The organism is Acinetobacter sp. YH01006, assembly GCF_013420445.1.
In the GTDB taxonomy this organism is placed as follows: Bacteria; Pseudomonadota; Gammaproteobacteria; order Pseudomonadales; family Moraxellaceae; genus Acinetobacter; species Acinetobacter pseudolwoffii.
On sequence record NZ_VOYB01000006.1, the window covers coordinates 86,345 to 107,257 of the forward strand.

The following is a 20,913-nucleotide window of genomic DNA, read 5'->3' on the forward strand; positions in this document are numbered from 1 at the left end:
ACTACCTCCTAGTTAAACCATGATTCGCGCGCTTTCATAATGAGTTGACCGGCTTTCTCAGCACCCAAACCTTCAATATCTTCGATATCGTCGGTCGCCTGATCTGCCAAATCGTCAACTGTTACCACACCACGAGCTGCTAGAGCTTGCGCGATCTCTGCTGTCATGCCTTCCATTGCAACAAGTTCTTCACTTGGCGCTTGTATATTCTCTTGCTGTTGTAATGCATCAGCAAGTGCAATTTCTTTCGCACGGCTTTGCAATAATTCAACCAGTTCAGCATCAAGTTCGATTTCATCAAACGTTTCTGCAGGGACATAAGCAATTTCTTCAAGCGAGGTGAAGCCCATTTCTACCAGTGCCATCGCCAAATCTTCCGCGATATCCAGACGTGTTACAAACATGTCCAGATACTGTTGCGCTTCGTTTTGTTGACGGGCGTAGTATTCCTCTTCCAGCATCATGTCCAGCTTGTAGCCAGTCAATTCTGATGCCAGACGAACGTTCTGACCTTGTGAACCAATCGCACGAGCCAATTGATCACTCGTTGCAAAAATGATGTCTGCAGTACGGGCATCTTCATCGATGACAATACTCGATACATCTGCTGGTTCCAGTGCGCTGGCGATGTACTGGGCAGGGTCGTCAGACCATACCACGACATCGATACGCTCACCGTTCAATTCTTGTTGAACAGCCTGGATACGTGTACCACGCATACCAATACATGCACCAACCGGATCAATACGGTGATCATTTGTTTTTACTGCAATTTTAGCACGCACGCCTGGTTGACGAGCTGCTGCTTTAATTTCAATAATTTCTTCAGAAATCTCAGGGATCTCTTTCTTCATCAATGCGATCAGCATATCCGGCTTGGCACGTGACAACTGGAGTTGCGCACCACGACCTTCACGGTTCACATTGAACAGAATCGCATTCATACGTTGCTTCGGACGAAGAATTTCTTTCGGAATCATTTCTTCACGTGCAAGGTATGCTTCAGCATTATCACCCAAGTCAATGATAAAACCATCTTTGGTTTGTTTCTTCACTTCACCATAGATCAGCTCGCCGACTTTAGATTCGTAAGCATCGGCCACAAGTGCGCGTTCTGCTTCACGGATCTTCTGTACAATCACTTGCTTGGCAATTTGTGCTGCAATACGACCGAAATCAATCGATTCTACTTCGAGTTCACGAATATCACCAATTGACCATTGTGCAGGATCAAGATCAGAAATCGCATCCTGACACGCTGGCATTTCATGATCTTCGTCAGCGACTACTTCCCACTGACGAAAAGTACGGTAGTCACCTGTTTTGCGATCAATTTCCACACGTAAACGTGCTTCTTCAGAGCGAGTTCCTTCGTAGAATTTTTTCTTGGTCGCCGCAACTAAAGCTTGCTCAAGCGCTTCGAAAATTGCTTCACGAGGTACACCCTTTTCGTTACTAACCGTTTCAACGACGGTCAGAATTTCACGTGCCATACGTCACCTATTCGTTAAATTTTTATTTATTCAATTAATCTTGGAAGACCAAATTTGCTTTATCGATATTGTGACTGTCGATCTCCAATACCTGTTGCTTTTCTACTTCAACTTGAATCATTTCATTGTCTAGGTCGACTGCAACCAGTTTGGCCTGGAATTTACGACGGTTATCTACTGCACTAATCAGACGTAATGCTACGCTATGACCAATATAGCCTGACATCTGTTCGAGCTGGAAGAATGGACGATCCCAGCCTGGAGAAGACACTTCAAGTGAATATTCACCCGAGATCGGATCATGAACATCCAGCATGGCGCCGACTTGCTGCGTTACACGCACACAATCCTGAACACCAATACCACGCCCCTGTTCCTCTTCACCGTCTTCATTAACGGCCGGTTCAGCGCTTGCATCGACCGGTTTGTCGATGTAGATACGTAATAACGAACGTTTACCCTGTGGCAGGAACTCAATCCCCCAAAGGTTTACATTACAGGCTTCAACTGCCGGTGCAATCAAGTCCTGAAGTGCTTGAGTTTTATTTGATAGCTTCATTTACTCTCGTCATCTGGTGCGATTTTATGATCTATTTGACCACTACAAACCAATACAAACTATAGTAGTAGTGAAACATGGAGAAGTGACCAAATAATGTCGACACTACACGATAGCCAATAAAAAAGGGCGTAAATCGCCCCAATTAAGCACAATAGCGATTTTTTTTCAAATCCCACTGTGCAAAAAGGCCCACCTTGTTGTGAGCCTCTTTTTAGAAACTTGGTAGCGGGAGCTGGATTTGAACCAACGACCTTCGGGTTATGAGCCCGACGAGCTACCAGACTGCTCCATCCCGCATCAACGTGCAAAAATTATATACAAAAGATGAGAGCTTTTCAATCAAAACTGCATCATTCTGCATATTTGTCATTTGTGACTGAAAAAATGGTAGTGGGTGCTGGATGTAAACCAACAACCTTCGCCAGTTTATAGAGAGTTGAGCCCGACAAGCAATCAACTAAATCTATAAATAACGTTTACCAAACCATTTAAATGGTAGCGGGAGCTGGATTTGAACCAACGACCTTCGCTAGATTATAGAGAGTTGAGCCCGACAAGCAATCAACTAAATCTATAAATAACGTTTACCAAACTATTTAAATGGTAGCGGGAGCTGGATTTGAACCAACGACCTTCGGGTTATGAGCCCGACGAGCTACCAGACTGCTCCATCCCGCATCAGCGTACAAATAACATTCAGCTTAAAAAAACTTAAACTGCTTTTAAAGTTTGCATCTTTAAAAGATTGGTAGCGGGAGCTGGATTTGAACCAACGACCTTCGGGTTATGAGCCCGACGAGCTACCAGACTGCTCCATCCCGCAACAACATGCAAATTATATTTCTCAGCTTAATAACTTATTAAACTGCCTCTTAAAAGTTTGCGTCTTTAAAAAGGATTGATTGGTAGCGGGAGCTGGATTTGAACCAACGACCTTCGGGTTATGAGCCCGACGAGCTACCAGACTGCTCCATCCCGCATCAACAGAAGTTTTTTCAGCTGCATACACCAACTTAAATTTCTGGATTATAAGTTGGTGCGGAAGGGGGGACTTGAACCCCCACGCCCGAAAGCACTACCACCTCAAGGTAGCGTGTCTACCAATTCCACCACCACCGCAGCTGTGACGCATTCTAGTCGCATCACTGGAAAAAAGAAAGGACTAATTAAAACTATTCGGTCGTTTCTGGTGCGGTTGGTGAAGTTTCATTCGATTGCACAGGCATGGTCGGCGCAGATTGAACCGTTCCCAAACTATAGGCATTTGTGCTGTCTTTCTTGGCCAAAACAGCCAGAGTCAAACTGGTCACAAAAAATAGCGCCGTTAAAATGGCAGTCAAACGGGTCATAAAATTGCCGGAACCCGATGCTCCAAATACTGTCGCCGCACCACCGCCACCGAAAGAGGCACCAGCATCTGCACCTTTACCATGCTGAACCAAAATCAAGACAATCATCAAAACAGCTAAGATAATATGTACTACCAGCACAAAAGTTTGCATGCTGAACTCCTAATTATTGTGTATTTGCAAATGCGTGAGCAATTTTATGGAACGACTCAGCATTGAGTGATGCACCACCGACCAGTGCTCCATTGATATCCGGGCAGGCTGCTAACTCTACTGCATTTTCCGGCTTGACACTACCACCATATAAAATCGCCATAGTTGCACCATAGCCGGTGATCTGGCTCAAACCTTGACGGATTTGTGCATGCATGGCTTGCGCATCTTCAGGAGAGGCGGTTTTACCGGTACCAATTGCCCAGATCGGTTCATAAGCAATCACGATATTTTTCCATTGCTCAGCGTCCACTACCGCTGCAATATCACAAATCTGTTGCAATACGACCGCTTCCGCCTGCCCTGCTTCACGTTGTTCCAGGCTTTCGCCCACACAGTAAATCACCGTTAAACCGGCAGTTAATGCATACTTGATTTTGGCATTCAGAACTTCTGCGTTTTCTGCGAAAACTTCACGACGCTCGGAATGACCAATCAGTACATAATGAATCTGGCTGTCTTGCAATAATTCAGCGCTCACTTCACCGGTATAAGCCCCCGTTCCTGAAATACGTGAAACATCTTGTGCTACAGTGTAAACAGGACGAGTCGCAGATGACAGTTCCGTCCGAATCTGGGTCAGGGCAAGGGCAATCGGGGCTACACCGATATGACATTTATCTGCGGCGATTGGTGCAGTTTCCAGTAAATTTTTAATACCGTGTACCAGTGTTAATGCATCTGCCTGCAGCGGATTCATTTTCCAGTTACCTATTACCCAAGGGGTAATCGTCGAAACTGACATAATTAACCTATTTTATTTACATATTTCGAATTGGGCACATTCTACACGGAATTGGAAAATTTAAAGAATAGTTTTCTTATCACTTATTCTAGGTTTAGACTATTCAAAATGGTTGTTTTTTGTTATCACTTAAAAAAATGGGAACTTCTTCTAACCAGTTCAAAGTTTTACTGGATATGAGGAAGGTAGCAGCACTCTTAGCTATGGTATTTTTACGTAACAAACGTATAATTTTAATATAGCAATTAAAAAAATTTGATTTATAGGCATTTATAGCATGACAGCATTACAGGGGTCGCCAAGATTTACCGGATTTATTCGTCGTTTGGTCGAGGAAGGCGTCATCTCGGCTGAAGATATGCGCAGTGCTTTGGCACATGCCAAGCAAGAAAAAATAGATATTGTGGCGGAGCTGATTAACCAGCAACAGCTCTCCCCAACCGTTATTGCTGAAACGATTTCAGTCGAATTTGGTGAGCCGCTGTTTGATATCAGTGCCTATGATCCTGCGCAAATTTTGCGGGATATCATTGATGAGAAGCTGATTACCAAGCATCGCATCCTGCCAATTTTTAAAAATTCCAGTATTTTATATATTGCCATCAGTAATCCGACCAATATTGAAGCGATTGATGCCGTTCGCTTTTCAACCAAGCTCAATATTGAAACCATTATTGTTGAACACAATAAACTGGAAAAACTGATCGAGCAGAATTTTACCGAAGAAAGCACTTTTGAGTTTGATGAAGACTTTGATCTGGATGTAGATTTCGATTCATCTGATCCGAGTAAAGAAGAAGATGAAAAAGACAAAGGTGAAGAAGAAGCACCGATTGTCAAATATATCAATAAATTATTAATCGATGCGATTCGTATGGGTGCTTCGGATCTGCATTTTGAACCTTATGAAAAAATCTACCGGGTTCGTTATCGGGTCGATGGGGTATTACGCCAAATTGCAACACCGCCGCTGCAGTTGGCAACCCGCCTGTCTTCACGCTTAAAAGTCATGTCGCAAATGGACATTTCTGAAAAACGTGTTCCTCAGGATGGCCGTATCAAGCTGAAACTCTCAAAGAACAAAGCCATTGATTTCCGTGTCAACTCACTACCGACCCTGTTTGGCGAAAAACTGGTACTGCGTATTTTAGATCCATCTAGCGCGATGCTGGGGATCGATGCACTGGGGTATGAACCGGAACAAAAAGAACTGTTTATGCAGGCGCTGGATAAACCGCAAGGCATGCTGCTGATTACCGGGCCAACGGGTTCTGGTAAAACGGTTTCACTTTATACCGGTTTGAATATCCTGAATCGTGAAGATACCAATATTTCCACAGCGGAAGATCCAGTCGAGATCAACCTGCAAGGGATTAACCAGGTCAACGTCAACAATAAAGTCGGCCTGACCTTCTCTGCTGCCTTGAAGTCATTCTTACGTCAAGATCCAGATATCGTGATGGTCGGTGAGATCCGGGATCTGGAAACTGCCGAGATTGCCATTAAAGCGGCACAGACCGGTCATATGGTGATGTCAACGCTGCATACCAACAGTGCGCCTGAGACCCTGACCCGTTTGCGCAATATGGGCGTGCCGTCTTTTAATATTGCCACTTCAGTGAATCTGGTCATTGCACAACGACTGGCACGTCGCCTGTGTTCACAATGTAAAAAACCTGCCGACATTCCACAGCAGAGTTTATTGGAAATGGGCTTTACCGAAGCAGATCTCCAGCAACCAGAGTTCCAGATCTATGAGCCGGTGGGTTGCAATGAGTGTCGCGAAGGCTATAAGGGTCGTGTAGGTGTTTATGAAGTCATGAAAGTGACGCCTGAAATTTCTAGAATTATTATGGAAGATGGCAATGCACTTGAAATTGCCGATGCTTCTGCCCGTGCAGGTTTTAACAATTTACGCCGATCAGGTTTAATCAAGGTGATGCAGGGGGTGACTTCTTTACAGGAAGTCAATCGTGTCACCAGCGAATGATCGTGCGCTGATCTAAAATAAGGATAAAGGTATGGCAGCAGTAAAGAAAGGCCAGATGATGCCGATCTTCAGCTATGAAGGAATTGATCGTAAAGGGGTAAAGATCAAGGGGGAATTGCCGGCGCGCAACATGGCACTGGCCAAAGTGACGCTCAGAAAACAGGGCATCAGTATCAAGACCATTCGGGAAAAGAAAAAAAACATTCTCGAAGGCTTAATGAAAAAACGTGTCAGCACACTGGATATTACGATTTTCACCCGACAGCTCGCGACCATGATGAAAGCCGGCGTACCTTTAGTACAAGGCTTTGAAATTGTTGCAGAGGGTCTGGAGAATCCAGCCATGCGTGAAGTCGTTCTGGGGATTAAAGGTGAGGTGGAAGGTGGTAATACCTTTGCCGGTGCACTGCGTAAATACCCGCAATACTTCGATAAACTATTTTGTTCACTGGTCGAATCGGGTGAACAATCCGGTGCGCTAGAAACCATGCTGGATCGGGTCGCGATCTACAAGGAAAAAAGTGAACTGCTCAAGCAAAAAATTAAAAAAGCCATGAAGTACCCGGCTGCGGTGGTCGTGGTCGCGCTGATTGTCACGATTATTCTAATGGTAAAAGTGGTCCCGGTTTTCCAGGATTTATTCTCTTCATTTGGTGCTGACTTACCGGCTTTTACCAAAATGGTGGTCAATATGTCGGAATGGATGCAAAAATATTGGTTCCTGCTCATTATTGCCATTGGGGCCATCATTACGGCTTTTCTGGAAGCAAAAAAACGCAGTAAAAAATTCCGCGACTTTCTGGATAAAGCAGCACTTAAAGCACCGATTTTCGGTGATCTGGTGTATAAAGCGATTATTGCCCGTTATAGCCGTACCTTGGCCACCACTTTTGCAGCCGGTGTACCCTTGATTGATGCACTGGAATCCACTGCTGGCGCAACCAATAACGTGGTGTATGAAGATGCCGTCATGAAAATCCGCGAAGATGTTGCCACTGGTCAGCAATTACAGTTTGCCATGCGGGTGACCAACAAGTTTCCATCTATGGCCGTGCAAATGGTCGCCATTGGTGAGGAATCCGGTGCGTTAGATGCCATGCTGGATAAAGTTGCTACCCATTATGAAAATGAAGTCGACAATGCCGTAGACGGTCTCACTTCCATGATGGAGCCCTTGATCATGGCTGTTCTCGGTGTACTTGTCGGTGGTCTGGTGATTGCCATGTACCTTCCAATCTTCCAAATGGGTTCTGTGGTTTAATGCAAGATCTTATTCAATATTTCATTCAAAACCCAACAGCGCTGTATAGCGCAGTTGGGCTTTTTAGTCTCTGCATTGGTAGTTTCTTAAATGTGGTGATTTATCGCACTCCCAAGATGATGGAGCAGGAATGGCGTACCGATTGCCAAATGTTCCTGCATCCGGAACAGCCAATTATTGATGAGACCAAATTAAGTTTAAGCAAACCCGATTCGACTTGCCCCAAATGTCATCAGCCAATCCGCTGGTACCAGAATATTCCCGTCATCAGCTGGCTGGTCTTACGCGGCAAGTGCGGCAACTGTCAAAATCCCATCAGTATCCGCTATCCATTTATTGAGCTTCTGACCGCGGCCTGTGCGCTGATGGTGGTGGCTGTTTTTGGTCCGACTGTCCAGATGTTATTTGGCCTGATTCTGACTTATGTCTTAATTGCACTGACCTTTATTGATTTTGACACCCAGTTATTGCCGGACCGTTATACCCTACCCCTGGCCGCGCTGGGTCTGGGCGTCAATAGTTATGCCCTCTATACCTCACCGAGTTCTGCCATCTGGGGCTATATCATTGGCTTCCTGTGTTTGTGGGTGGTGTATTATGTCTTTAAAATTGTCACTGGCAAGGAAGGTATGGGCTATGGCGATTTTAAATTGCTTGCCGCCTTGGGTGCCTGGATGGGGCCTTTGCTATTACCATTAATTGTGCTCCTTTCTTCTTTAGTGGGTGCGATTATCGGGATTATCCTGCTGAAAGTCCGTAAGGAAAATCAGCCTTTTGCCTTTGGTCCCTATATCGCGATTGCCGGCTGGATTGCTTTTCTGTGGGGCGAGCAGATTATGAAAGTGTATTTAGGTCAATAAAGTGAAATTTATACTCGGATTAACCGGCGGGATTGGTAGTGGCAAGTCTGCGGCCAGTCAATGGTTTGAAGCACAAGGCATTGTCGTTGTGGATGCCGATGTGGTGGCGCGTGAAGTGGTCGAGATTGGCCAGCCTGCACTCGCCCAGATTCAGCAGGCTTTTGGGGATTGGGTACTGCTTGAAGATGGTTCACTGAATCGTCGTGCCTTGCGCGAATATATTTTCCAGTCTCCTGAAGCACGTAAAACCCTGGAAAATATTACTCATCCAGCAATTCGCACTTCGATTATTCAGCAGTTAGATGCTGCGCAAAGTTCCTATGCCATTCTGGTTTCACCGCTCCTGTTTGAGACCAATCAACATGAGCTCACTCAGCATCGCTTACTGATTGATGCCACAATCGAATTGCAAATTGAACGTGCCTCACAACGTGATGGTCAAAATATTGAGCAAATCCGAAACATTATTGCCGCACAAATGTCACGTGAACAGAAACAGGCCATGGCTGATGATATTGTGCTGAATGATGGTCATCTGGATCATCTTTATGCCCATCTCCGCCCATTGCATGAAAAATATTTAAACATGGCAGCTGCCTGAGGTATAAAAAAAGCAGTCCGATTAAGACTGCTTTTTCTGTGCTGCAAGTTGTGCTTCTAAACTATCTTTACGGCCAATCCAGCGCCAAGGCTGTAAGGCCCCAATTGCCATCCCCACCAAGCCACAGATCATCGCCAGGCTCAGCGCTTCATTTAATAAAGGCACCGCCAGAATCGCAGCAATAAATGGTGCAAGATTGGTAATGCTACCGGCTTTAAATGCACCGAGACGCTTGATTGCTTCGACATAGCTTAAAGTGGCAATAATTACCACAAAAACCCCATGAAAGATGGTTTGAAACAATAAATGCTGGGGTTCTGGCACACTCAAATTTTTGGGTAAAAACAGCAGATAAACAGGTACGTAAACCACTGCTGACCAGATCGCGACACCGCTCATTGCCTGCCATGCAGTTAACTGATATTTCCGCAATAACACGGTAAAAATTGCCCAGAGTATTGCACTGATAAAAAACAGCCCATCCCCTGCCCCGAATGCCACCCCGGTTTCCTGATACATCAACAGACTCATGATACAGAGCACCGCAATCATAATAATCAGGCTGGCCCAGGTATGCTTATCAAAAGCCTGCCCCATCAGGAAAAAAGCCATGATTGCAGTACAAATCGGAATACAGCCATTCAAGAAAATCGCGGCATGGGCGGTAGGCGCATAATGAAAGGCGCTATAGGCAAACAGACAGTAAATTACTCCGCCAATCATGGCCAGAATAAAGGGTTCTTTTTTCAGTAAAAAAGCCGCCTCCTTGCGATAGAGCAAGATCGGCATCAGAATCAGAAAAGCCAGAGAAAACCGCAGAGCCACGATATCCCAGGCACTGATGTTCCAAAGCGCATTCAGACGGGCGGTTAAAGTAAAACCGCCCCAGATACACATAGTCGTCAGTAGAAAGACATAACCTTGTGTACGATCTGACAATGCCATCATCAATTACAGGTTACGCTGGCGGCAAGCTTCATACAGTGCCATACCTGTTGCAACACTGACATTCAGGCTTTGTAGATTACCCGCCATCGGGATATACACCGTCTGATCGCATTGGCTTTGTGTAATTGGACGTAGACCGGTATCTTCCGCACCCATCACCACACAGACACCAGTACCGGTGAAATCAAACTCCTGAATCGGCAGCGCTTTTTCATCCAGCATGGTACCAACGACTCGCACATTAAAGTCTTCTTTGATTTGCCCCAAGGTACGCGCCAGATTAGTCACCTGAATAAATTTGACTTTGTCAGCACCACCAGCAGCCACTTTACGTGCAGTCGGAGTCAAGCTTGCAGAACGATCACGTGGTGCAATCACCGCCTCAACCCCCATCGCGGCGGCAGTACGTACACATGCGCCGAGGTTGTGTGGATCGGTAATATGATCAAGGGCCAATAACAAGGCTTGCGGATTTGCGCTCAATAATGTCTCAAGATCTTTTTCATTCAAGACCGGATGAGCACGAACGGCTGCTACGACACCCTGATGAAAGGGTTGACCGGCCAATTTTTCCAGTTTGTCACGGCTGGCTTGCTGCACACTGATGCCAAACGGCTCAGCCAGTTCCAGTACACGTTTTAAACGCTGATCATCGCGTCCTTTGAGAGTGAATAATGTCAAGACACGTTCAGGCTCAAGCTCTAACAATGACTCCACTGAATGTACGCCATAAAAATATTCAGGTTTTGCCATGAACGACCTCTAAATTAAATTTATATATAAAAGAAAAATCCCGTAAAGCTGACTTCACAGGATTTCTATAGAATGATTAGTTTAACCGATTCGCACTGAAATTTCTTGCCCGGTTTGCACTGATCTTGCGCTGTACTTAACCTTCAAAATGGCAGACATAGTCCAGCACATCATCGGTTTCGATTTTAAAACGGCTATTACCCGGCACATAGAAGGACTGGCCTGCACGGAACAGCTCACTTTCTTCGCTATCTCCGATCTGAACACGACATTCACCTGAAACAATTTCCATGCGCTCAGGCACATGCGTTTCAAAGGTTAAGGCATTTTCTGATGGTAAAATGACCCCCAAAGTCTTTTTGGTGCCATCTTCAAATTGAACAATATGGCTGATACATAAACCGCCGAAATATACATTTGATTTTTTAAGTACAGATACATGATCAAACTGAGCTGACATGCGATTTCTCCAGATAAAGCATTTTGTAATATTTTGATTGCTGTAGTTTAAATGTGCACTCTCAACTAATCAATCGAAGTTTGTCGGCAGCGGTGAAATATTCTATCTCGCCTGAATGCCTGTTGCGAAAGGGGTATTCAGGCCGCTTGTTTACTGGCTTGATGGTATATTCAGCCCGCCAGATTTGGTTTCTAGCTTAAACTTTGACAATGTCAAAACTATGAAAACAAGCAGTGAATTTGCCGGCTTTTGAGTCAGCTTCTTTCGAAAATACAGTGAAATAAGCATATATGAATCGCTAAAATTTAAGATAGAATGAAATTGATTCATCCTGATTTATAATCACAGCCGTGTTGTGACCCCAATCCAACATCAGGCTATTTCACTCAAACTTTTCGCAGCCCGGATGCGTTTATGCTGACACATTTAACTCTGATCAATTTTGCTTTAGCTGAGCACCTTGCTATTGATATTGATAAAGGTTTTAACGTTTTAACCGGTGAAACTGGTGCAGGTAAATCCCTCTTGTTAGATGCCTTGTCTGCCTGTCTGGGTGAGCGAACCGATACCAATTATGTGCGTTATGGTTCCGAAAAAGCCGATGTGACTGCAAGCTTTAGCTATCAGGAACATAGTCCTGAAGCCGCGTGGTTAAAAGAACATGAGCTGGATGATGAATCAGGTGAAATCCATTTACGCCGGGTAATTTTTGCCACCGGTCGCAGCAAAGCCTGGATCAATGGACGACCGAGCAGCCTGTCCGAACTAAAAGAAATTGGGCGTTTATTGGTACAACTCTATAGCCAGCACAGTCAGCAACAACTACTCGAACCCCCTTATCCGAAGCATTGGCTGGATCGTTATTATCATTTTTATGCGCCGGCGCAAGCGGTACGGGATGCCTACAGTACCTGGCAGAAAAATATCCGCCAGCATCAGGCAGCACTGGATGCACAAGCCACCCGTAAACAGCGTATCGAAACCCTTGAGCTGCAACTGGAAGAACTGGAAGACATCGTTCAGACTGATTATCAGGAGATTGAGCAGGAATTTGACCGGCTTTCCCATCATGAAGCGATCATGCAGGATTGTGTCTATAGCCTGAATGTACTCGATGAGGCTGAACAGAACATGACCCAGGAACTCGCATCAATTATGCGTCGGGTCGAATCGCATGCCGGTCGTAGTGAGCAGCTTTCCGGAATTTATAATTCCTTATTAAATGCACAAAGCGAACTTGAAGATGCTGCGGCGAATTTACGTCAGTTTATGGATCGTCAGAGTTTTGACCCGGAACGCATGGAAGAACTGAATTCAACTTTAGAGGTTTTCCACCGTCTGGCTCGTAAATATCGTACTCAACCGGAATTGCTCAAGGCAGAATATGAAACCTGGCAAACCGAATTAGAACAGCTGCATCAACTGGAAGACCCAGAAACACTGGCTGAACAGGTTGCAGTCTCTTATCAGGATTTTCTGGAGAAAGCCCAACACCTGGATCAGATTCGCCGTGAAGCCGCAGCACCTCTGGCCAAGCAGCTCACAGAACAGGTTAAACAACTGGCACTACCAGAAGCCCATTTCGAGTTTAAGTTTGAAGCTTTGGAACAGCCATCGAGTGAAGGCCTCAGCTTTATTCAACTCCTATTTACTGCCAATAAAGGCATTCCAGCACAACCCCTGGCTCGCGTGGCATCAGGTGGTGAGCTGTCGCGTATTGCACTGGTGATGCAGGTCATGAATGCAGAAAAAACCGAAGCCGAAGTACTGGTCTTTGACGAAATTGATGTCGGGATCAGTGGCGGTACAGCAGAGATTGTCGGGCGTTTATTGGCAGGTTTGGCCCAGCATGTACAGATTCTGTGTATTACCCATCAGGCACAAGTGGCCGCACAATCTGACCAGCATTTACTGGTGAAAAAGCAGCAAACCGACCCGGCCAGCAGCACCATTCTGAGTTTGCAAGAAGATGCACGTATTGATGAACTCGCGCGCATGACCGGTGGTGTTGAAATCAGTGAAACGACTTTACAACATGCCCGTCAGTTACGTCAGTTGAAATTTCAGCAGGTTTAAATATCACAATCCAGACAAATAAAAGTTGGTAAATCCATAAAGCTCGAGTAACGTAGCGGTTAGGATCATACGATTTCTTTGCAAAGAAATTGATTTTAAGGAGAACTGCTCAGGTGACCAAACAGTTTCTGACACATCGTTGTCTGATTGCGCCGCCACATGCGGATGATGATTTTTTTGCCCAGACGGTGATCTATCTGGCTCGCCATGATGAAGATGGTGCACAAGGCATCATCATCAATCGCCCTGCCGGTATTCAAATTAAAGAATTGCTGAATGATCTTGATATTGAAGCAGACAATGTCAATCCACATGAAGTCTTGCAAGGTGGCCCTTTACGCCCTGAGGCCGGCTTTGTGCTGCATACCGGTCAGCCGACCTGGCATTCCTCTATTGCGGTGGGTGAAAATGTCTGTATCACCACCTCCAAAGATATTCTGGATGCAATTGCGCATAATGAAGGTGTGGGTCGCTATCAGATCGCACTTGGCTATGCCAGTTGGGGCAAACACCAGCTAGAACAGGAAATTGCCCACGGTGACTGGCTGATTTGTGATTCTGATATGGATCTGATTTTTAACTTACCTTATAACGACCGTTGGGATGCTGCCTATAAAAAGATGGGCGTCGACCGCAACTGGTTATCTTCCGAGATTGGACATGCCTGATGTAAACACGCCACAAACCATTATGGCGTTTGATTTTGGTACACAAAAAATGGGAATGTCTGTTGGACAATCCCTGATTGCAAGTGCCAGTCCCCTACCTTTATTTCCCATGAAAGATGGTATTCCGAACTGGGATGAACTGCTCAAAATAGTGAAAAGCCATCAACCGAATCTATTTCTGGTCGGTTTGCCACTGAATATGGATGATAGTGAATCGGAGCTTTCGACACGGGCACGTAAATTTGCGCGCCGTTTACGGCACCAGACCAATATTGAAACTTTGATGGTCGATGAGCGTCTGACCACCCGTGAAGCACGCGATGAGCTGGATCATTATCAGGCGCAAGGTCGCGGCAAAAAGTTGTCTGCGGACAGTATCGCCGCAGCCTTATTGATTGAAAGCTGGTATCGCCATCCTGCCGGAATCACCCCTTAAACTGCTGGTGAAATTTTAAAATCAGCATCCTTTTGGGATGCTTTTTCATACCTAGGAATATTTATTAAGGGTAAAAATAACGAAAGGTCAGGTTAATTCTGGGTGTTAATACTTTGCTGCTTTTACCAATGCTGTGTTTCCAGTGCTGCTGGGTCTGGCCGCGCATCACAATCAGTTGGCCACTGTGTAACAGCAACTCGACTTTATCCCCGTGGGTTTTATGTTTAAAACTCATTTTACGGGTCACGCCCAGACTCAGAGAAGCAATGACATTTTCCCGAGAACTTCCTGTATATAAAGCAGGCTCATCATCGCTATGCCAACCCAAGCCTTGTGAACCATCTTCATATAAATTGGCCAGACAGGAATTAAAGGGATGACCCACCAGCTGTTCAATATGCTGCTTTAAACGCAATAATCCCGGGGGCCACAACTGAGCTTGCTTGAGCGTCCCCGAATAGCGATATTGATAGTGCGCATCGCCATACCAGACCACCTTGCGTGCTGTGATATAGTGCTTGCCGAACAACCGTACTTCATCATGTTGCCAGGCCAACTGGCTCAGAAAATACTGCAAATACTGCTGGCTTTGTGCCTGCTCCAGAATCAGACCATAGTCCTCCACCACCCCATCAAAGGGTAAGATATTCGTTTCAGGTTGGGGCGCAAATAAATCTAAAGTCATCTCAATTAGACCCAGTATCTTACTGAAAATACTGACATTGACTTTGAAAAAGTACAACCGGATTTCACAAATGACTACAAGATTTGCTCTTGTGACTTGTCCTGTTCCTGCCTAAACTGAATTTAACTTTCACAATAAAAATAATCCTTTATGAACTTATGGCAGCTGTTTCAGAAACTTCGTCCTTTTGTTCAGCCCTATCGGGTGCTGGTCATTGCCACGCTGATTTTGACCCTGATCGGATCCTTTACCGCACAGGTCAATGCGCTAACCCTGCAATATGCAGTCGATAGTATCAATGCGCTGCTGGAACAAGGTCAGGGACTGGAGCAGGGCTGGCATATTCTGATTACGATTTCAGCGATCTTGCTCGGTAAAGAGATTATCAATGCCTTTGTCCAGTTCGGCCAGAAGTTTTATGGAGAAAAGCTACGGATTTTTGTTTCTCAGGATCTGGCCCAAGGAATTATTGAAAAATTCTTAAAATATCGTCTGGAATTTTTTAATCAGGAAAATAATCAGGCCGGAAAATTACAGACCCGAATTGATCGTGGTATCGGCTCACTGACCCGTCTGGTACAGATCTTCTTTATTGATATTTTACCGTTATTTACCAGCGCAATTGTGGCTTTGGGCCTAATGTACTATGCCAATATGTATGTTGGTCTGGTGGCCACCGCCATTGTCCCAATCTATTTCTGGCTGACCTATAAACAGGCACAAAAGCTCGGTGGTTGGCGCCGCAGTTTAAGAGATGGCCGCGAGAAAAAGAGTCAAGGTATTCTCAGTATTATTAATTCAATTACCGTGATCAAATCCTTTAACCGGGAAGCGATTGAGTCGGAAAAGCAGTTAGGATTGCAACGCGAACTGACCGACAACCAGATGAAAACCCGTCAGACCAGTTTCCTGTTTGATGGTCTGAAAACGTTCCTGGAACAGATCGGCATTGTGCTGATTATTATTCTGACCTCTTATTTTGTGCTGGATGACCAGATGAGTATCGGTATGATCATGTTTCATGTGCTGCTGTTTAATAATGTCTCCGCCCCGATTCGCTCACTGCACCGGATTTATGATGAAGTAAATGATGCCATGATCTATTCAGAAAGCTTCTTTAAGATTCTGGAAGCGGATCAGGAAATTGAACAAAGTGGTCAACAAAAACCGCAAGTGACTGGTAAATTTGAACTGACTGGGGTGAATTTTTATTATCCGAATGGCCATCATGCCCTGAAAGATATTGAGATGGAAATTCGTCCGAATAAGATCACGGCTTTGGTCGGCTTATCCGGTGCGGGGAAATCTACCCTGATCAGCCTGCTGGATAAATTTTATGAGCCGCAACAAGGCCAGATTAAACTGGATGGCATTGACCTGAAAGACTATGACACCCAATTTTTGCGTGATCATATTGGTCTGGTGTTGCAGAAAAATCATATTTTTCAAGGCACCATTTTTGAGAATATCCGTTATGGCAAAACTACGGCTTCGATGGACGATATCATTGAGGCGGCAGAAAAAGCCTCGATTCATGCGCAGATTTTACAGTTACCGGATGGCTATGATAGTGATGCCCTCATGCTCTCTGGCGGACAGCAGCAACGCATTGCCTTGGCGCGGATGTTCCTGAAAAACCCACCGATTATTTTTCTGGATGAACCGACGGCGAGTCTGGATGCCATCGCCACCGAACAGATCAAGCAAAGTCTGGATCAAATCAAGCAAGGCCGTACCGTGATCATCATTTCACATAGCCTGTCGCAAATTATTGACGCGGATTATACCTATGTGATGAAAGAGGGAAGGATTGCCGAACATGGTGAGCACGCTCAGCTTTATCATCAGCAAGGCGTGTATAAGGAAATTTTTGATGCCATGGCCAAGAGCCTGAATATTGAAAAAATCGCCAAGACTTTTGAGGATGATGCCGAGGAAGAAACCCATGGTTAGGGCTTCTTCCAAGCCAATAAAAAAACCTCCGAGCGGGAGGTCTTTTATTGAGAGATAATTGTTTTTAACGCTGAACTTTTTGCTCAATTTCTTCGACGCTGGTATGACGTACGTCAAAACCTTTGACCATATAGATCACCTGTTCAGAAATATTCCGGGCATGGTCGCCAATTCTTTCGAGTGAACGAAGCACCCATAGCACATTGATAACACGACTAATATGTCGCGGATCTTCAATCATATAGGTCATGAGAGTACGCGTTGCTGACTGGTATTCACGGTCGATATCCGCATCTGCCAACATCACTTTCAAGGCCTGATCTACATCCAGACGTGCAAAAGCATCCAGTGCATCATGAATCATCACCCGAACCTGGTTGCCAATATGCCGGGTTTCCATATAACCGCGCGGCGAGCTACCCTCTTCGCTCAGGCTTTGTGCAATCCGGCCTATTTTAGACGCTTCATCACCAATACGCTCAAGATCGGTATTGGCCTTGGACATGGCAAGTACCATCCGTAAATCAATCGCAGCAGGATGACGGCGTGCCAGAATCAGGGTCAGTGCTTCATCAATGTCTCTTTCCATCTGATTGACAACATTATCCTGAAACTGCACATCAATCGCCATGGCGACATCGGTATCCAGTAAGGCATGAATGGCGTTGGCCACCTGCTGTTCCACCAGTCCGCCCATGGTCATGAATTTGGTATTGACGTCCTGCAACTCTTCATTAAATTGCGAAGAAATGTGATGACTTAACACAGGATTATTTGGACACAAGGAAGTCTACTCCTGAAACGGCATATAGCGATGATCAATAATAAAGCACATTAAAGCATATTTATGATGAAAGTTTGATGACAATCGTAGCGTCATCTGGGCTGAGGTGAATCATATTCGATCAGCCAGGCATTCAGCTCTGCCAGCTCCTTTTCGGTCAGCTGCCCGACTGAAGCCTGTAACTGTAGTACATGCAGCAGATAATCATATTTGGCATTCAGATAATCCGTTTTGGCAGAAAAAGCATTGCGCTGGGCCAGCAACACATCGACCATGGTCTTTAAGCCCTCCTGATATTGGGCTCTGGAGGCTTGTGAAACCATTTCCGAAGATTCCATCGCCGCTTTACGCGCATTCAGTTTGGCCTGATCGGTTTCTACCTGCATGAAGGACTGCTTCACATCGGTATTGGCTTTGCGGATCGCAGCGTCTAATTGGGCTGCACTTTTTTGTACATTGACCCCAGCCTGACGAATACTTTTCTGGGTACGGCCACCACTAAATAGGTTCCAGTTGACTTCCACCCCAATCTGGTCGAAATCACCATTGCTGGACATAATCGTTTCTGGTGTCTGTTTCAGATAGCCATAGGTGCCGACCGCTTCAACCTGCGGATAGAGGGCGGCCTGCTCAACCCGTTTGGCATCTTCAGAATAGCGTTTTTGCAGACGGGCTTGCAGAATGTTCAGATTCTGGCTTTGTGCCAAATCTGTCCAGGACTGCATGTCACTTGGAATCGGTTTCTGAAACTGGAAGTCATTGCGTAATACCGCCAGATTTTCCTGATAAGGCCCGATCAGCTGAGCCAGTTGCTCCTGAGCTAGAATCAGCTGAACTTGGGTCGAAATCCGGTTGGCTTGGGCACTTTGATACTGGGCATTGGCTTCACTGACCTCACTACGTGCCACCAGACCTTCTTTTAGTTTGGCATTCATCATGCGCAGCTGCTCAGATAGAGCCTGTTCTTCCTGCAAATATGCCGTGGTCAAAGACTGCTGACGCAAGACATTAAAATAGGCTTCTGCCACCTGTAAAATATGCTGCTGTTTTTGCAGACGCAGATTGACTTCGCTGAGTTCGACCGAAGTTTTGACCTGTTTATAGCCCTGCCAGGCATCCCAGCGAAATAAAGGCTGGCGTGCAGTTAAAGCCACCTGACGGGTGGTATTACTGGAAGTAATGAAATTAGAAAACTGTGGATCGGCAGGTGCATCAACAGACTGGTTTTTACGGGTGATATTTCCTGAAAGACTCACGGTCGGCAGTAAATTGCCGCTGGCAATCCCCAGATTGAGCTGATCGGCCTGATATTGCAACAGATTCGCTTGCCAGTTCGGATCGTTTTGCTGGGCGCGCGCATAGGCTTGTTGCAGATCCAGGGCAAAAATCGCCGGACTACTGCACAATAAACCGGCCATGACACTGAGTTTTAGTTTCATTTTATAGTGTTAACCCCTAACAGCCATTCAGATCAAAAATTCTGGCGCTTTAAGCTAAGCCATACTAAAGAGATTTTTTGCATTTTTGCGTATGATTTTTATTAACTTTTTAATATAACTCTCGGGTTTTATCCACGATTAATTCAATTTTCAAGATCTATACCCGCAATGTAACAAAGCAATTCACAATACTAAACATAGTATTTTTATTTGATCTATACAATATATCTCCCAGCAAGGCCGTTATTTTCTGAATTCACCTATACAGAGTCCTGAAACATAGTGTTAATGCCATTCCCGTCGATATTCAAAGCCTGTCTAATTTCCGGCAGCCTGCTGTTTCTGGCAGGCTGTCAGCAGCCGTCGGAACCACAGATCCAGGTTGAACAGACTGAGACCAATCAGAAGCAAAGTCCAGTCAATGACTTTAGCCTGATGTGCAAGAATATTGAAAAAAATATGTCCCAGATTAATGACCAGCGCACCACTTTTGCGCTGGAACAGGTTAATCAGGATCTTAAAGTGTGTCTGCCCCTGATGGAATTGGCGGAGCAGAAGCATCTGATGCTGCGTTCTACTGAAATGTATCAGCGCTTTTTAGCCGTCGACCGTACCGAGTTCCAGCAACGCGCCTTTGAACAGTATGCGCTGGAAATGGCCCAGCATCCGACCATTCAGCAAGCCCATTTTCAGCAGCTCACCTCACGTGACCAGTACCTGTTAAAACACAAAGGTCAGGCTTATGTCGAACTGCTGGATCTTGGCGATGGCAACTTACATTATCGTCGTAGTCCGGAATATCTGGCCCGCATTTTTGCGCCTTATTTACCCGACGCTGAAAAAGCCTTTATTGAACATCTGGCTGAACAGAATATGCAGCCGGTACTGGTGGAAAAACGCCTGCAAATTGAAGCAGCTGACATTGCAGCCCGCAGTCTGCTTTGGGAAGATTATCTCAAGACCTATCCTGAGAGCAGCTATAAGCGGGATGCCGAATACCTGCTGAAACAATATACCTATTTTTTGTTTAGAGGCACCGAAGCATCTCCCGTTTCTGAGGATTATCGCGACCGTTATGCAGTCGATACCAGTCATCTGGAAACCATTATTGGTCTATCCAGTGGTCAGAAATCAACGCTTTCGACCCAGGCTCGCCAATTTCTGGAGTTTCTGGACATGAATCCGCAACAGCGCCAGCAAGCCTTGCCTGCCGACTATCGAAACCGTTCGGATGCTGAACAGATTCTGTATTATGCCAAGATCAGCCCACCCTCACAAAAATATGATAAAGACTGTTTTATGGATGCATTCTGTATCTAGCTAGAAATATTTGGCTTGAGTCCAGCTTCCCCTGCCTGAAGAGACCATCGCTAAAGTTGAGAGATTTAGACCTGTTTATTCGGCATAAACTGAGCTAAGCTTTAGCCTCGCTTGACGGAGCGCGAGTAATCCCTCGCTGAGATCATGTGATTCCTTTTATCTTTATCAGGAATTGAGCATGGGTACCGTTGAACCTGATCAGGTTAATACCTGCGTAGGAATCAAGCCAGCTAAAAACCCAGCCCCTGCTTTATCTGCTCAGGATAAATCTGCCCGCGTTTTTGGTCGTGCTTGATTCGTTGATGTCATTCATAAGG

The 20,913-nt window shown here is 45.4% G+C and carries 19 protein-coding genes, 5 tRNA genes and 1 riboswitch; of the genes, 9 read left to right on the forward strand and 15 right to left on the reverse strand.

The features are described from left to right. Positions 1–8: 8 nt before the first annotated feature. The 9 genes from nusA to tpiA form a co-directional block, all read right to left on the reverse strand. Positions 9–1,493, reverse strand: coding sequence for a transcription termination factor NusA (gene nusA / locus FTT73_RS07315; protein WP_005094384.1), 1,485 nt, complete (start codon positions 1,491–1,493; stop codon positions 9–11). A 34-nt stretch (positions 1,494–1,527) separates the two neighbouring features. Then, positions 1,528–2,052, reverse strand: a complete 525-nt coding sequence (rimP, locus tag FTT73_RS07320) for a ribosome maturation factor RimP (protein ID WP_005094386.1) — start codon at positions 2,050–2,052, stop codon at positions 1,528–1,530. Positions 2,053–2,275: 223 nt separating this feature from the next. Further along, a tRNA-Met gene (locus FTT73_RS07325) sits at positions 2,276–2,352 on the reverse strand. A gap of 304 nt (positions 2,353–2,656) precedes the next feature. Next, a tRNA-Met gene (locus tag FTT73_RS07330) sits at positions 2,657–2,733 on the reverse strand. Between the two features lie 68 nt (positions 2,734–2,801). Continuing rightward, positions 2,802–2,878: transfer RNA gene (locus FTT73_RS07335), tRNA-Met, on the reverse strand. 80 nt (positions 2,879–2,958) lie between these two features. Then, a tRNA-Met gene (locus FTT73_RS07340) sits at positions 2,959–3,035 on the reverse strand. Positions 3,036–3,089: 54 nt separating this feature from the next. Further along, a tRNA-Leu gene (locus FTT73_RS07345) sits at positions 3,090–3,174 on the reverse strand. Positions 3,175–3,227: 53 nt separating this feature from the next. Beyond that, positions 3,228–3,557 carry a preprotein translocase subunit SecG gene (gene secG / locus FTT73_RS07350; protein WP_005094388.1) on the reverse strand — a complete coding sequence of 110 codons (330 nt, stop codon included), beginning with the start codon at positions 3,555–3,557 and terminating at the stop codon, positions 3,228–3,230. A gap of 13 nt (positions 3,558–3,570) precedes the next feature. Next, the gene (gene tpiA, locus FTT73_RS07355) at positions 3,571–4,362 is read right to left on the reverse strand and encodes a triose-phosphate isomerase (RefSeq protein ID WP_005168944.1); all 792 of its coding nucleotides are present in this window, start codon (positions 4,360–4,362) and stop codon (positions 3,571–3,573) included. A gap of 277 nt (positions 4,363–4,639) precedes the next feature. On the opposite strand from tpiA, the gene pilB reads away from it, so the two are divergent. From pilB to coaE, 4 genes are read left to right on the forward strand one after another with little or no spacing between them, the layout of a single operon-like run. Beyond that, positions 4,640–6,352, forward strand: a complete 1,713-nt coding sequence (gene pilB / locus FTT73_RS07360) for a type IV-A pilus assembly ATPase PilB (RefSeq protein ID WP_005094394.1) — start codon at positions 4,640–4,642, stop codon at positions 6,350–6,352. Positions 6,353–6,383: 31 nt separating this feature from the next. Next, on the forward strand, positions 6,384–7,613 hold the full coding sequence (locus FTT73_RS07365) for a type II secretion system F family protein (protein WP_159138537.1): 1,230 nt from the start codon (positions 6,384–6,386) through the stop codon (positions 7,611–7,613). Continuing rightward, the gene (locus FTT73_RS07370; protein ID WP_074383650.1) at positions 7,613–8,473 is read left to right on the forward strand and encodes an A24 family peptidase; all 861 of its coding nucleotides are present in this window, start codon (positions 7,613–7,615) and stop codon (positions 8,471–8,473) included. The genes FTT73_RS07365 and FTT73_RS07370 overlap by 1 nt, the downstream gene beginning before the upstream one ends. A 1-nt stretch (position 8,474) precedes the next feature. Next, positions 8,475–9,074: a dephospho-CoA kinase gene (gene coaE / locus FTT73_RS07375; protein ID WP_074383651.1), complete on the forward strand. Its 600-nt coding sequence runs from the start codon at positions 8,475–8,477 to the stop codon at positions 9,072–9,074. A gap of 21 nt (positions 9,075–9,095) precedes the next feature. Here coaE and FTT73_RS07380 read toward each other — a convergent pair whose 3' ends face one another. The 3 genes from FTT73_RS07380 to FTT73_RS07390 all read right to left on the reverse strand — a co-directional run bounded on the left by FTT73_RS07380 (position 9,096) and on the right by FTT73_RS07390 (position 11,235). Then, on the reverse strand, positions 9,096–10,019 hold the full coding sequence (locus FTT73_RS07380) for a DMT family transporter (RefSeq protein ID WP_005094400.1): 924 nt from the start codon (positions 10,017–10,019) through the stop codon (positions 9,096–9,098). Between the two features lie 6 nt (positions 10,020–10,025). Then, positions 10,026–10,775: a 23S rRNA (guanosine(2251)-2'-O)-methyltransferase RlmB gene (rlmB, locus tag FTT73_RS07385; protein WP_005168959.1), complete on the reverse strand. Its 750-nt coding sequence runs from the start codon at positions 10,773–10,775 to the stop codon at positions 10,026–10,028. A gap of 136 nt (positions 10,776–10,911) precedes the next feature. Continuing rightward, positions 10,912–11,235, reverse strand: coding sequence for a pyrimidine/purine nucleoside phosphorylase (locus FTT73_RS07390; protein ID WP_004281089.1), 324 nt, complete (start codon positions 11,233–11,235; stop codon positions 10,912–10,914). 414 nt (positions 11,236–11,649) lie between these two features. On the opposite strand from FTT73_RS07390, the gene recN reads away from it, so the two are divergent. The 3 genes from recN to ruvX all read left to right on the forward strand — a co-directional run bounded on the left by recN (position 11,650) and on the right by ruvX (position 14,415). Beyond that, a complete protein-coding gene (gene recN, locus FTT73_RS07395) occupies positions 11,650–13,311 on the forward strand; it encodes a DNA repair protein RecN (protein ID WP_100329416.1) in 1,662 nt (553 codons plus the stop codon). Between the two features lie 113 nt (positions 13,312–13,424). Then, positions 13,425–13,979 carry a YqgE/AlgH family protein gene (locus FTT73_RS07400; RefSeq protein ID WP_159138536.1) on the forward strand — a complete coding sequence of 185 codons (555 nt, stop codon included), beginning with the start codon at positions 13,425–13,427 and terminating at the stop codon, positions 13,977–13,979. Continuing rightward, complete coding sequence (gene ruvX, locus FTT73_RS07405; protein ID WP_100329418.1) at positions 13,972–14,415, forward strand: Holliday junction resolvase RuvX; 444 nt, start codon at positions 13,972–13,974, stop codon at positions 14,413–14,415. Before FTT73_RS07400 ends, ruvX begins: the two co-directional genes overlap by 8 nt. A gap of 64 nt (positions 14,416–14,479) precedes the next feature. Here the strand turns inward: ruvX and FTT73_RS07410 are convergent, their stop codons facing one another. Beyond that, positions 14,480–15,100, reverse strand: coding sequence for an alpha-ketoglutarate-dependent dioxygenase AlkB (locus FTT73_RS07410; RefSeq protein ID WP_180077620.1), 621 nt, complete (start codon positions 15,098–15,100; stop codon positions 14,480–14,482). Positions 15,101–15,250: 150 nt separating this feature from the next. Here FTT73_RS07410 and FTT73_RS07415 point away from each other — a divergent pair, with 150 nt between their 5' ends. Beyond that, complete coding sequence (locus tag FTT73_RS07415) at positions 15,251–17,053, forward strand: ABC transporter ATP-binding protein (protein WP_180191224.1); 1,803 nt, start codon at positions 15,251–15,253, stop codon at positions 17,051–17,053. A gap of 64 nt (positions 17,054–17,117) precedes the next feature. Here the strand turns inward: FTT73_RS07415 and phoU are convergent, their stop codons facing one another. Both phoU and FTT73_RS07425 read right to left on the reverse strand, forming a co-directional pair. Then, positions 17,118–17,837 carry a phosphate signaling complex protein PhoU gene (phoU, locus tag FTT73_RS07420; RefSeq protein ID WP_005094412.1) on the reverse strand — a complete coding sequence of 240 codons (720 nt, stop codon included), beginning with the start codon at positions 17,835–17,837 and terminating at the stop codon, positions 17,118–17,120. A gap of 92 nt (positions 17,838–17,929) precedes the next feature. After that, entirely contained in the window at positions 17,930–19,276 is a 1,347-nt protein-coding gene (locus FTT73_RS07425; RefSeq protein ID WP_180191225.1) for a TolC family outer membrane protein, read from the reverse strand. 288 nt (positions 19,277–19,564) lie between these two features. Between FTT73_RS07425 and FTT73_RS07430 the strand changes: the two genes are divergently transcribed. Next, the gene (locus FTT73_RS07430) at positions 19,565–20,596 is read left to right on the forward strand and encodes a hypothetical protein (protein WP_074383657.1); all 1,032 of its coding nucleotides are present in this window, start codon (positions 19,565–19,567) and stop codon (positions 20,594–20,596) included. Positions 20,597–20,701: 105 nt separating this feature from the next. Next, a riboswitch (TPP riboswitch) is annotated at positions 20,702–20,834 on the forward strand. Positions 20,835–20,913 lie beyond the last annotated feature (79 nt).

Excerpts from the sequence above, each read along its gene's own strand:
- FTT73_RS07370 (WP_074383650.1), top strand. The coding sequence starts at position 7,613 with ATGCAAGATCTTATTCAATATTTCATTCAAAACCCAACAGCGCTGTAT.
- ruvX (WP_100329418.1), top strand. The coding sequence starts at position 13,972 with ATGCCTGATGTAAACACGCCACAAACCATTATGGCGTTTGATTTTGGT.
- pilB (WP_005094394.1), top strand. The coding sequence starts at position 4,640 with ATGACAGCATTACAGGGGTCGCCAAGATTTACCGGATTTATTCGTCGT.
- secG (WP_005094388.1), bottom strand. The coding sequence starts at position 3,557 with ATGCAAACTTTTGTGCTGGTAGTACATATTATCTTAGCTGTTTTGATG.
- FTT73_RS07410 (WP_180077620.1), bottom strand. The coding sequence starts at position 15,100 with ATGACTTTAGATTTATTTGCGCCCCAACCTGAAACGAATATCTTACCC.
- recN (WP_100329416.1), top strand. The coding sequence starts at position 11,650 with ATGCTGACACATTTAACTCTGATCAATTTTGCTTTAGCTGAGCACCTT.
- rimP (WP_005094386.1), bottom strand. The coding sequence starts at position 2,052 with ATGAAGCTATCAAATAAAACTCAAGCACTTCAGGACTTGATTGCACCG.
- nusA (WP_005094384.1), bottom strand. The coding sequence starts at position 1,493 with ATGGCACGTGAAATTCTGACCGTCGTTGAAACGGTTAGTAACGAAAAG.
- FTT73_RS07415 (WP_180191224.1), top strand. The coding sequence starts at position 15,251 with ATGAACTTATGGCAGCTGTTTCAGAAACTTCGTCCTTTTGTTCAGCCC.
- FTT73_RS07430 (WP_074383657.1), top strand. The coding sequence starts at position 19,565 with ATGCCATTCCCGTCGATATTCAAAGCCTGTCTAATTTCCGGCAGCCTG.
- FTT73_RS07365 (WP_159138537.1), top strand. The coding sequence starts at position 6,384 with ATGGCAGCAGTAAAGAAAGGCCAGATGATGCCGATCTTCAGCTATGAA.
- FTT73_RS07380 (WP_005094400.1), bottom strand. The coding sequence starts at position 10,019 with ATGGCATTGTCAGATCGTACACAAGGTTATGTCTTTCTACTGACGACT.
- FTT73_RS07390 (WP_004281089.1), bottom strand. The coding sequence starts at position 11,235 with ATGTCAGCTCAGTTTGATCATGTATCTGTACTTAAAAAATCAAATGTA.
- tpiA (WP_005168944.1), bottom strand. The coding sequence starts at position 4,362 with ATGTCAGTTTCGACGATTACCCCTTGGGTAATAGGTAACTGGAAAATG.
- FTT73_RS07425 (WP_180191225.1), bottom strand. The coding sequence starts at position 19,276 with ATGAAACTAAAACTCAGTGTCATGGCCGGTTTATTGTGCAGTAGTCCG.
- rlmB (WP_005168959.1), bottom strand. The coding sequence starts at position 10,775 with ATGGCAAAACCTGAATATTTTTATGGCGTACATTCAGTGGAGTCATTG.